The organism is Pseudarthrobacter sp. CC4, assembly GCF_048957775.1.
Taxonomy (GTDB): Bacteria; Actinomycetota; Actinomycetes; order Actinomycetales; family Micrococcaceae; genus Arthrobacter.
On record NZ_JARCCZ010000001.1, the window covers coordinates 88,573 to 99,791 of the forward strand.

Annotated in this window: 10 protein-coding genes; 6 read left to right on the forward strand and 4 right to left on the reverse strand. The window is 67.7% G+C overall.

Annotation, left to right across the window (positions count from 1 at the left end; all coding sequences use genetic code 11):
- Window positions 1-73 precede the first annotated feature (73 nt).
- From PV768_RS00320 to PV768_RS00330, 3 genes are all read left to right on the forward strand, one after another.
- Entirely contained in the window at window positions 74-904 is an 831-nt protein-coding gene (locus tag PV768_RS00320; protein WP_157238696.1) for an FAD-dependent oxidoreductase, read from the forward strand.
- Between the two features lie 175 nt (window positions 905-1,079).
- The gene (gene deoC / locus PV768_RS00325) at window positions 1,080-1,805 is read left to right on the forward strand and encodes a deoxyribose-phosphate aldolase (RefSeq protein ID WP_157238697.1); all 726 of its coding nucleotides are present in this window, start codon (window positions 1,080-1,082) and stop codon (window positions 1,803-1,805) included.
- A gap of 52 nt (window positions 1,806-1,857) precedes the next feature.
- Entirely contained in the window at window positions 1,858-2,133 is a 276-nt protein-coding gene (locus tag PV768_RS00330; RefSeq protein ID WP_321215760.1) for a hypothetical protein, read from the forward strand.
- A gap of 80 nt (window positions 2,134-2,213) precedes the next feature.
- On the opposite strand, the gene PV768_RS00335 is transcribed toward PV768_RS00330, so the two are convergent.
- The gene (locus PV768_RS00335) at window positions 2,214-3,026 is read right to left on the reverse strand and encodes a metal-dependent hydrolase (protein WP_157238698.1); all 813 of its coding nucleotides are present in this window, start codon (window positions 3,024-3,026) and stop codon (window positions 2,214-2,216) included.
- Between the two features lie 6 nt (window positions 3,027-3,032).
- Window positions 3,033-6,734, reverse strand: a complete 3,702-nt coding sequence (gene mfd / locus PV768_RS00340; protein WP_421091941.1) for a transcription-repair coupling factor — start codon at window positions 6,732-6,734, stop codon at window positions 3,033-3,035.
- A gap of 217 nt (window positions 6,735-6,951) precedes the next feature.
- Between mfd and PV768_RS00345 the strand changes: the two genes are divergently transcribed.
- The 3 genes from PV768_RS00345 to PV768_RS00355 are packed head-to-tail and all read left to right on the forward strand — an operon-like array spanning window position 6,952 to window position 9,226.
- Entirely contained in the window at window positions 6,952-8,460 is a 1,509-nt protein-coding gene (locus PV768_RS00345) for an SDR family oxidoreductase (protein WP_421091942.1), read from the forward strand.
- A gap of 43 nt (window positions 8,461-8,503) precedes the next feature.
- Window positions 8,504-9,001 carry a DUF2505 domain-containing protein gene (locus PV768_RS00350; protein ID WP_104997260.1) on the forward strand — a complete coding sequence of 166 codons (498 nt, stop codon included), beginning with the start codon at window positions 8,504-8,506 and terminating at the stop codon, window positions 8,999-9,001.
- Between the two features lie 3 nt (window positions 9,002-9,004).
- Window positions 9,005-9,226 (forward strand): SCO4848 family membrane protein, encoded by a 222-nt coding sequence (locus tag PV768_RS00355; RefSeq protein ID WP_157238701.1) that lies wholly within the window; start codon window positions 9,005-9,007, stop codon window positions 9,224-9,226.
- A gap of 83 nt (window positions 9,227-9,309) precedes the next feature.
- Here the strand turns inward: PV768_RS00355 and sufU are convergent, their stop codons facing one another.
- Together sufU and PV768_RS00365 are read right to left on the reverse strand one after the other, a co-directional pair.
- Window positions 9,310-9,759, reverse strand: coding sequence for a Fe-S cluster assembly sulfur transfer protein SufU (sufU, locus tag PV768_RS00360; RefSeq protein ID WP_421091943.1), 450 nt, complete (start codon window positions 9,757-9,759; stop codon window positions 9,310-9,312).
- Between the two features lie 21 nt (window positions 9,760-9,780).
- The gene (locus tag PV768_RS00365) at window positions 9,781-11,106 is read right to left on the reverse strand and encodes a SufS family cysteine desulfurase (protein ID WP_421091944.1); all 1,326 of its coding nucleotides are present in this window, start codon (window positions 11,104-11,106) and stop codon (window positions 9,781-9,783) included.
- Window positions 11,107-11,219 lie beyond the last annotated feature (113 nt).

Genomic DNA, 11,219 nt, shown 5'->3' on the forward strand with positions numbered 1-11,219 from the left:
AAAAGGCGCGGGCCTACGCTGGGTCCATCACGAAGTTACGGCCGTTCCCGGCCGCCAGCGAAAGGGCCAGCACATGTCCGCTCCGGCACCCTCCACCTCCGCCGCTCCCGCCACCCGCATCGTCATCGCAGGTGCGGGCCCGGCTGCCCAGGCACTGGTCAGCCAGCTTGACCGGGCGCGTTTCACCGGCACCATCACAGTCCTGAGCAACCGGGACGACACCCCGGCGGAACTGCTGGAGCTGGCGATGCTGCCCCAGGTTTCGGTGAGGTTCGGGCAGCCGGCCAGCCACATCGACGCCGCGAACCGCACGGTGGCCACGGCGGACGGCATGGAATTTGCCTACGACCAGCTGGTCATCGCCACTGGCTCGGCGCCCGTGGCCAGCCCCGTCGAGGGAGCGGGCCAGTGCCTGAGCTACTCCACCATCGACGACGCCGCCCGCGTCGGCGAGGCCGTGAGCCAGGTGGCCAGGGAGCTGGGCCGGCGTCCGCTGGGAATCCTGGTGGGCACCGGCGCCGCAGCCGGCCAGGCAGAGGCGGTCCTCCGGGCCCGCGGCGTGCGGCCCATCCGCACCACGGCCCGCCCGGCCTCCGTGATCCCTGCCCCGTCAACCTCGGGCTTTGCAGCCTCCGGGGTGGTTTTCGAGGACGGCAGCAGCATGTACGGCGACCTGGTGGTCCTCGCCGAGGAACGCGAATCCCGGGACGACCTCGCCGCCAGTGCCGGCCTGGAGACGGCGGCCACCGGCGGGATCGTGATCAGCCATGACTTCCGGACGTCCGTACCGGGCATCTGGGCCCTCGGAGACGCTGCAGCGTTCGACGGCGTCCGGCTGGGCCTCCTGGTGGCCGCCGCGTCCGCTGCGGGAGCCTGTGCCACCCAGCTGCTGACGGCGGCCTGATCAAGCAACGCGGGGTCACTCCCCGCCCGATAACCGGCTCGGATTGGGCGGAAACTGACCGCGCGTTGCCGTTGGTCGGGGGTGGTTCTGGCCGCTTCAGCGTATGGCAAGATGGTTGCGAAACGAGTCGCGGGCGTTACAACGCCCGGCCCACAGGCCCTTGGAGAGGACCATCATGAGCAACGAAGCCACCCCTTCCGTTCAGGCTGCAGCCACCGGCGCCGCGGGCTCCGGCAGCATAGCGTCCTTCATCGACCACACGCTGCTGAAGCCGGAGGCCAGTGAGGCTGAGGTCCTCAAGGTCTGTGCGGAAGCAGCTGAATACGGCTTCAAGTCTGTATGCGTCAACCCCATCTGGGTCAAAACGGTGAAGAAGGCCCTCAAGGGATCCGGCGTCCTGACCTGCTCGGTGGTGGGGTTCCCGCTGGGTGCCACCCCCACCGACGTCAAGACCTTCGAAGCCCGGGGCGCAGTGCTGGACGGTGCGGACGAAGTGGACATGGTCATCAGCATCGCCGCCGCCCGGGCCGGGGACAAAGGGGCGCTTGTCGAGGACATCGCCTCGGTGGCGGAGGCCGTGCACGCCAGCGGGGCCATCCTGAAAGTCATCATCGAAACCGCGCTGCTCACCGACAGCCAGAAAGTCCTTGCCTGCGAAGCCGCAGTGGAGGCAGGCGCAGACTTCGTGAAGACCTCAACGGGCTTCAACGGCGGCGGCGCTACGGTGGAGGACATCGCCCTGATGCGCAGGACTGTGGGGCCTGGCCTGGGCGTCAAGGCCTCCGGCGGGGTGCGGTCCCTTGCAGACGCGCAGGCTATGATTGCAGCAGGTGCAACACGTATTGGTGCGAGCTCCGGAATTGCCATTGTCAAGGGTGAACAGGGTTCATCCGGCTACTGACGGCAACCGGACGCGGCCACAGATTGAGCCCCGAGGGGCCGAGGAGGAACGAATGTCCAGCAAGATTACGACGTCCAACGACGGCACGGATTCCAGCCGCGGAGCACATCAGGGCACGCTGCAGACCCCGCAGAACGAGAACAAGCTGGGAACCAGTGTCTTCCTCTTTGTGGTCATGATCGCGCTGTTCCTTGGTGCCGTCTACTCGCTTTCCTTCCTCACGCTGGACAACCCCTGGCCGATGGCTGTCTGCATCGCGCTGTTCGCCCTGGCCTTCTGGATTCCGCAGACCGTCCTGGGACGCTCCGACTCAGCCGGCGAGCACTAGCCCACACCAACCAGCCAGCACAAAACCCCTGGACGCTGTCCGGGGGTTTTGTCGTATGCCCGGCGGACGCCGCCCGGGCATTACAGCCAGAGCCGGGCCCAGGCCACCGCTGCCTCTGCCGCGCGGCCCCAGTGGCTGTGCGCTATGGACCAGCCGGCCATGCACATCCCCACCATGGCGTAGGCGCTCACCGGGATCAGGACAAGCCACTCGCGTTTTGACCCCGCCCGGCCCAGCAGCGGGAGGGACAATGCACCGTTGGGCCGCCAGACCTGGCGCAGCAGCGGTACCCTCCGCAGGGGTTTGGGCGGCCTGACCACCAGTGGCCACAGCAGCGGCACTCCTCCCGTGGTGACCAGGTCGCCCACGATATGGACCACAACGCCGGTCAGCATCGAAATGGGGAGCCAGGTCCACTGGTCCGGGGCAAACCAGGTGACCAGGCCGGCCATGGTCAGCGCGAAGATCCAGTTGCTGATGAACCCCGCCTTCGGAAAGAGCTTCAGTGCCTTGGCCGCGATGTTGATCATGAACATGCACAGCAGCCCCGCACCCACGGACAGCAGTCCCCAGTCCGTCTCCAGCTGGAATTGGCCTGCCAGGGTGGCGAGAAGGACAAAAAAGGCTGCCCCGAGGACGGAGTGCGTGCCCTGGCGGTGCCCGCCGCTGGCGTTTTCAATCCCGACCGCGATCACATTGGACAACGGCGGCAGGGAATTTGCCACCGTGCTGTGCCGGTGGTCCCAGTCGCACACGAGGGCGGTTCCCGCCGTCGCCATCCCGCCGATCAGGATGCCAGTGGCGTCCAGCGGGTACCAGCCAAGGGTGTAGGGCCCGGTTGAGGCAATAGCTACCCACGCCGCGGCTCCCGACGCGGCGTGGTGTCCTCCCATCAAGTGCTAGCTCCCGGTCGGCGCGACAGTGACCGGTTGGTCCGAGAAGATGTTCCGGATCACGCCGTTGGCCCATTCCAGGATTTCCGCATCCTGCAGGTCCCGGCCCCCGATCCTCGCGGTCTTCGGCTTGGGGATGAGCACGGCATCGAGGGCGGGCTTGGACTGGGACCCCGGGTACATCCGGTTCAGGCGCATGACCTTGGATTCAGGAAGGGTGGCCGGCGAGAACTTGATGAAGTTGCCCTGCAGGGCAACATCGGACAGCCCGGCTTCACGGGCTCCCACCCGGAAGCGGGCCACGGCCACCAGGTTCCGTGCCGGGAGCGGCGGCTCTCCGTACCTGTCAACCAGTTCCGCCAGGACTTCGTCGATTGCCTCATTCGTGAGGGCTGCCGCGAGCTTGCGGTACGCCTCAAGGCGGAGCCGCTCCCCGGGCACGTAGTCGTGCGGAAGGTGCGCGTTGACCGGCAGTTCAATCTTCATCTCGGCCGCCTTCTCCTCGGCCTCGCCGCGGAAGTCAGCCACGGCCTCGCCCACCAGGCGGATGTAGAGGTCGAAGCCCACGCCCTGGATGTGGCCGGACTGCTCGCCGCCCAGCAGGTTTCCGGCGCCGCGGATCTCCAGGTCCTTCATGGCCAGCTGCATGCCGGCACCGAGCTCGTTGTGGGTGGCCACGGCCTTGAGCCGTTCCAGCGCCACCTCGCCCAAGGGCTTCTCGGACGGGTAGAGGAAGTAGGCGTAGGCGCGTTCACGGCCCCGGCCAACGCGGCCGCGGAGCTGGTGCAGCTGGGACAGGCCGTACTTGTCCGCGCCGTCCACGATCAGGGTGTTGGCGTTGGAAATATCCAACCCGGTTTCGATGATGGTGGTGCACACCAGCACATCGAATCGCTTCTCCCAGAAGTCAACGATGATCTGCTCCAGGCGGCTTTCGGACATCTTGCCGTGCGCCACCTCGACGCGCGCCTCCGGGACCAGCTCACGGATTTTCGCCGCGGTCCGCTCGATGGTGGAGACCCGGTTGTGGACGAAGAAGACCTGGCCTTCGCGCATCAGCTCACGCCGGATGGCCGCGGAGGTCTGCTTGTCCGTGTAGGGACCCACGTAGGTCAGGACCGGGTGCCGTTCCTCCGGCGGGGTGGCCAGGGTGGACGTCTCGCGGATTCCCGTCAGCGACATCTCCAGGGTGCGCGGAATGGGGGTTGCGCTCATGGCCAGCACGTCCACATTGGTGCGCATCTTCTTGAGAGCTTCCTTGTGCTCCACGCCGAAGCGCTGTTCCTCGTCCACGATCACCAGGCCCAGGTCCTTGAAGGCAAAGTCCTTGGACAGCAACCGGTGCGTGCCGATGACGACGTCCACCGAGCCGCTCTTGACGCCCTCCACGGTCTCCTTGGTTTCCTTTGTCCCCTGGAACCGCGACAGTGCCTTGACCCGCAAGGGGAATCCGGAGAACCGTTCGGTAAACGTCTCGTAGTGCTGCTGGGCCAGCAGCGTGGTGGGCACCAGCACGGCCACCTGCTTGCCGTCCTGCACTGCCTTGAACGCGGCGCGCACGGCGATCTCGGTCTTTCCGTAGCCCACGTCGCCGGAAACCAGCCGGTCCATGGGGATCTCGCGCTCCATGTCCGCCTTCACCTCGTTGATGGTGGTGAGCTGGTCCGGCGTCTCCACGTAGGGGAAGGCTTCCTCAAGCTCGCGCTGCCAAGGAGTGTCCGGGCCGAAGGCATGCCCGCGGGACGCCATCCGGGCCGAGTACAGCCGGATCAGCTCGCCGGCGATCTCCTTGACGGCTTTCCGGGCCTTGGACTTGGTGCTGGCCCAGTCCGCGCCGCCCATCTTGCTCAGGACGGGGGTGTCACCGCCCACGTAGCGGGTCACCTGGTCCAGCTGGTCCGTGGGAACGAAGAGCCTGTCCCCCGGCGCGCCGCGCTTGGACGGCGCGTACTCGAGGACCAGGTACTCGCGCACCCCGGCTGTATCTTTCGAGCCGCCGACGGTGATCTTGCGTTGGATCAGCTCCACGAACTTGCCGATGCCGTGCTGTTCGTGGACCACATGGTCCCCCGCCACGAGCTGCAGCGGGTCCACGGCGTTGCGGCGTTTGGAGGGCATGCGGCGCATGTCCTTGGTGGACCCGGCGGAGGTGCGGCCCAGCAGGTCGGCTTCGGTGAGCAGGCCCAGTTTGAGCCCGTCCAGGACAAAACCGCGTCCGACGGCGGCGGTGGTCACCTCGATGATGCCCGCCTGGGGCTCGTGGTCCAGGGTGTCCACGCGGGCGCACGGGATGTCGTTCTCATGGAACAGCTCTGCCAGGCGCTGGGCAGGCCCGGGGCCTTCCGTGGCGACAACGATCCGCCACTGGTCCCGCACATGTGAGCCGATGAAGTCCATCATCTCGGCCACATCGCCCTGGTAGCCGCGCGGTTCCCGCGCATGCAGGTTCAGGACGTCGATGTCCGGGAGAAGTTCCTCGTCCTGCACGAGCGACGTGATGGACCACCATGAGACCCCGTGCTCCAGGGATGAGGTCCGCGTTTCCGTGAGGGAGCGGAAGCTGGCGGAATGGAGCGCGGCGCTTGCCTGCGAGCTGAGATCCAGCGGCGCCGTCCCGCCGTCCGAGGCGGTGGACCAGGCGGCCTCGAGGAACTCCTCATTGGTGGCGGCGAGGTCGTGGGCCCGGGTCCGGACCTTCTCCGGCTCGATGACCACCGAGATGGAGCCTGCGGGCAGCTGCTCCACGAACGGGACCATGGAGTCCACCAGCACGGGCGCCAGGGATTCCATGCCCTCCACGGTGATGCCGCCGGCGATCTTTTCGAGCATGTCGGCGGCTGCCGGGAGCTGCGCCTTGAGGGTGGCTGCCCGGGACATGACGGCCGGGGTGATGAGGATTTCCCGGCACGGCGGGGCATGCAGTTCGATGGGGTGGTGCAGGCCGGGCGAGGACAGCGAGCGCTGGTCTGCCACCGCGAACCAGCGCATCTGGTCCACCTCGTCACCGAAGAACTCGACGCGGATGGGGTGGTCCTCGGTGGGCGGGAAGACGTCGATGATGCCGCCGCGGACGGCGAACTCCCCGCGGTGCGTCACCATGTCCACCCGGGCGTAGGCGGCGTCCGCCAGGCTCCGCACCACCTCCGTGAAGGGTTTCTCCTGGCCCACTTTCAGGGTGACCGGGACCAGCTCGCCCAGGCCGGCCACCACCGGCTGGACCACGGCGCGGACGGGCGCCACCACCACCCGAAGCGGGCCCGACGCGGACGTTTCCGGGTGCGCCAGGCGGCGCAGGACGGAGAGGCGGCGGCCCACGGTGTCCGAGCGCGGCGAGAGGCGTTCGTGCGGGAGGGTTTCCCAGCTGGGGAATTCGGCCACGCAGTCCGCAGGAAGGTACGCCCGAAGCGCCGCAGTCAGGTCCTCGGCCTCGCGGCCGGTTGCGGTGACGGCAAGCACGACGCCAGGCCTGCCGTCGTCGTGCCCTTCGCCCGCGGCGGCCGCCACGCCGTCCGCCATCTCGGCAAGCAGCAGCGGGCGAAGCCCGGCGGGTGCGCTGATCTGGTAGTCCCGGCCCCGGACCTCGAACCCACGGGCGGCCTCGGCGCGGACGCGGGCGAAGGTCTGGTCCGCGGCGAGGGCGCGGCGCAGTCCGTCCAGCGATGGGCCCGTGCTGGTGTGGCCGGCGTTGGACGGGCCTGGAAGGCTCATGGCAGAAAGCTCCTGTGGTGTGCAACGAAAGGCAGGCAACGCGAAAACCCGAAATTCTCTTCGAATCCCGGGTAAACCCAGCCTACCGCGCAGCAGCGACAATGCGAGCCGGCCCGGGGATAGGCTGGCAGGGCGGGGCCCGCCGGCAACGGGCCGCAAGACAGGCAGTCCAAACAGCAGGCCGCTCCGAATGGCCTGTGGACACTAAGGAGTCAGCATGACCGAACCCGGGAACACCGCCCGCACCTCCAGAACGGTCCTGGTCACCGGGGCTACCGGCTACATCGGCGGCCGGCTGGTGCCCAAGCTCCTTGAGGCCGGCCACAGGGTCAAGGTCCTGGTGCGCTCACCGGACAAGATCGCCGGGGTGCCATGGCGGGACCGGGTGGACGTGGTGGAGAGCAGCCTCGACGACGGCGACGCCCTCCGCCAGGCGCTGGCCGGCGTCGACGTCCTGTATTACCTGGTCCACTCGATGGCAGCAGGTGCGGGCTTTGAAGCGAAAGAGCAGGCGATGGCGCGCACGGCCGCGGACGCCGCAGCCGCCGCGGGCGTTGGCAGGATCGTCTACCTGGGCGGGCTGCACCCCACGGGCGTCGAACTGTCAACCCACATGCGGTCCAGGGAAGCGGTGGGGAAAGTCTTCCTGGATAGCCCCGTGGACGCCATCGTGTTCCAGGCGGGCGTGGTCATCGGCTCCGGCTCGGCGTCCTTCGAGATGATCCGCCACCTCGCCGAGACACTCCCCCTGATGCCCGCGCCCAGCTGGGTCCGGAACCGGATCGAGGCCATCGCCGTGCGCGATGTCCTGTACTATCTGGTCTCCGCCGCATCGCTGGACGGCCCGCTCAACCGCACGTTCGACGTTGGCTGCCGGCAGGTCCTCACCTACGCCGGGATGATGCAGGAGTACGCCGCCGAGGCCGGCCTGCCCTACCGCCCGGTGCTGGCACTGCCCATCCCGGCGCCGAAGCTGGCCGGCATGTGGGTTGCCCTCACCACGCCGATCCCCTTGTCCATGGCAATGCCGCTGGTCCAGTCCCTGCAGCACGATGCCGTGTCCGACGAGCACGACATCGACCAATACATCCCGCAGCCCGACGGCGGCCTGACCGACTACCGCACCGCCGTCGCCCTGGCGCTCGGCAAGGAACGTGACGGGCAGGTGCAAACCACCTGGGCAAACGCCGGAGCTGCTTCCGATCCCCTGCCCAGCGACCCCGAGTGGGCCGGCCACAAGGTGTACATCGATGAGCGGACGTTCCACGGGGACGTGGATCCCGCGAAGGTGTGGACGGTCATCGAGGGGATCGGCGGCCGGAACGGCTGGTACTCCCTGCCGCTGGCATGGCAGGTTCGCGGCTGGCTGGACAAGCTGACCGGGGGCGCCGGGCTCCTGCGCGGCAGGCGGCATCCCCACACCCTTGCGGCCGGCGAGGTGGTGGACTGGTGGCGTGTTGAACGGATTGACCGCGGAAGGCTGCTGAGGCTCCGCGCGGAAATGCGCGCCCCTGGGCGCGCCTGGCTGGAACTCTCCGTGGAGCCGGACGGGAACGGCAGCCGCTACCGGCAGCGGGCCATCTTCTTTCCTAAAGGACTCAGCGGCCGGCTGTACTGGCTGGCCGTCCTTCCGTTCCACAGCCTGATCTTTCCCGCCATGGCCAGGAACATCACCCGGGCCGCCCGTGAGATCGCGGATGCGGAGCACGCGGCCGGGACACCGTAGGATGTTTGGAGCCTAATCCGACCCCCACGTCCCAGGAGGACCCATGGCCTTGAGCGCAACCACCACCCTTCCCCACTCCGTCGACAGCGTCGCAGCTGTGCTGGTGAACGAAGATTTCCAGCGCCACGTCAGCCAGCTGGTGGGCGGCTCGCTGGAGTCATTCACCGTGGACGGAGACGTCGCCGGAGCGTTCAGCGCCACGTCCGTGCGCACCCTTCCCACCACCCGCCTCCCCGAGATCGCGCGGAAGTTCGTGGGTGAGCACCTCAAGGTCACCCAGGTGGAGAACTGGGACGCCCCCGCAGCGGACGGCTCCCGCCAGAGCAACATCTCGCTGAAGATCGCCGGCGCCCCCGTGGACGTCACCGCCGTTCAGCGCCTGGTGGCAGACGCCGGCGGAACCCGCGTGGAGCTTGAGGGCGCCGTGAAATCGTCCGTTCCATTCCTCGGCGGCAAGATCGCGGATGCAGCGGAGCCGATGGTGTCCAAGGCCCTGAACCTCCAGGCCAAGCAGGCGCAGGCCTGGCTGGAAAGCCACTAGTTCATGGAGCTGCCCGTTTTCGCTTCACTGGTCCTGATCATTGCGGGAGTATGGTCCCTGGTGGTCTGGCCGCAGTTCCTGCGCCGGGTCATGAAGGATCCCCGCGCCAGGGACTCCGCCGGGAAGGCCACGAAGTTCCTCACCGTCCACGTGGTGCTGGTGGGCGTCTCCATGGTGCTTGGCGCGGCCACTGCCGTGATCGGCATCTTGGCGCTGGCCGGCTAACAAACTGCAAAAGGAAGGCCCTCGTCCCGCTGGGACGAGGGCCTTCCCGGTATTAGGCGGGAACCTGCGCCGGCAGGACCGGGTCAGGCGGCCTGATTCAGCGCATCCTCCGCCGCAACCCAGGAAATCATGGCGCACTTGACCCGCGCCGCGTAGCGGGCCACGCCCTCAAACGCCGCGGCATCGCCCAGCAGCGCCGGATCCGCAGGGACCTTCCCCCGGGAGCGCAAAACCTCCCGGAAGCTGTCAATCACTTCATGGAGCTCCGCCACGGTCATGCCCTCCGCCAGTTCGCTGAGCACGGACGCGGAGGCCATGGAGATGGAACAACCCGCCCCGTCCCACGAAACCTGGGCCACTTTCCCGTCAGTGACAGCGAGCCTCAGGGTGACCTCGTCCCCGCACACCGGGTTGAGCTGGTGGGACTGGCCCGTGGAAGCGCCCTCAGGGGCCTCTGTCCCGGCCAGTCCACTGCCGTGCCGGGCCTTTGAATGGTCCAGGATGATCTGCTGGTACAGCTGGTCAAGGCTCATGGTGTCCTTCGGTCTTCCCCGCTAAGCGCGGAAATAGGCCCGCACGCCGGCTACGGCATCCAGGAATTGGTCGACGTCGTCCGTCGTGTTGTACAGGTACGCGCTGGCCCTGGTGGTGGCAGTAAGGCCCAGCCTGCGGTGCAGGGGCTGCGCGCAGTGGTGGCCAACGCGCACGGCGATACCCCGTGAGTCCAGGAACTGCCCCACGTCATGGGCATGGACACCCTCGACGTCGAAGGCAGCCAGTCCGATGCGTTCCTGGCCCGCGGCGGGGCCCAGGACCCGGATTCCGGGAAGGGACTCAAGCCCGGTGACTATACGCTGGCCGAGCCCGGCTTCCCACTGATGGATCCGGTCCAGCCCGGTTTCCGTCAGGTAGTTGGCCGCAGCCGCCAGCGCCACGGCCTGGGAGATGCGCTGCGTTCCGGCCTCGAAGCGCTGCGGTGCCGGCAGATACTCCGCACGTTCCATTGTGACAGTGGTGATCATGGAGCCGCCGGTCAGGAAGGGCGGCAGGACATCCAGCAGCTCCTGCTTCCCGTACAGCACCCCGATCCCGGTGGGTGCCAGCATCTTGTGGCCGGAGAACACGGCGAAGTCCACGTCAAGGTCCTTGACGTCCAGGGCCAGGTGCGGCGCGGACTGGCAGGCGTCGAGGACCACCAGGGCGCCGGCCGGGCGGGCGAGGGCCACAAGGTCGGCGACGGGGTTGATGGTGCCCAGGACGTTTGACGCGTGGGTGAACGCCAGCACCCGGGTCCGGGCGCCGATGATCTCTGCGGCAGCATCCATGCGGAGGTGGCCGGCGTCGTCGACGGGGATGTAGCGCAGGGTGGCACCGGTACGGAAAGCCAGTTCCTGCCATGGGATCAGGTTGGCGTGGTGCTCCATTTCCGTAACCACGATTTCGTCACCCGGGCTCAGTGCGAGCTCCTTGAGCCTGGCGTCGCCCCGGCCCTGGGCGGCCCATAGCCCTGCATTGGACAACGCGTAGCTCAGCAGGTTGAGGCCTTCAGTGGCGTTTGACGTCCAAACGGTCTCCGCGTAATCCGCGCCGATAAAGTCCGCGATGGTCTGCCGGGCATCCTCGAAGGCCTCGGTGGCCTCAACGGCGAGGTGGTGCGCCCCCCGGTGCACGGCCGCGTTGCGCTGTTCGTAGAATTCCTGTTCGGCTTCAATGACGCTCAGCGGGTTCTGTGAGGTGGCGCCGGAGTCGAGGTAGACGAGCGGCCTGCCGTTGACCAGCTGGTTCAGGACGGGAAAGTCGTTCCGGATGCGGAGTACCTCGGCGTCATCCATGGCCGGCAAGGCGCGTTCCAGTGTGGCTGGCGTTGATACTACGGCCAAGACTAACTCCTTGAGATGCCAACGGATGACACTCAATTGTCCCACAGCACGGCTGTGGCGGCCGCCCGGGAAGGGTAGCCGCCACAGCCGCTCCGGGCTTCAGCCCGCGGAAT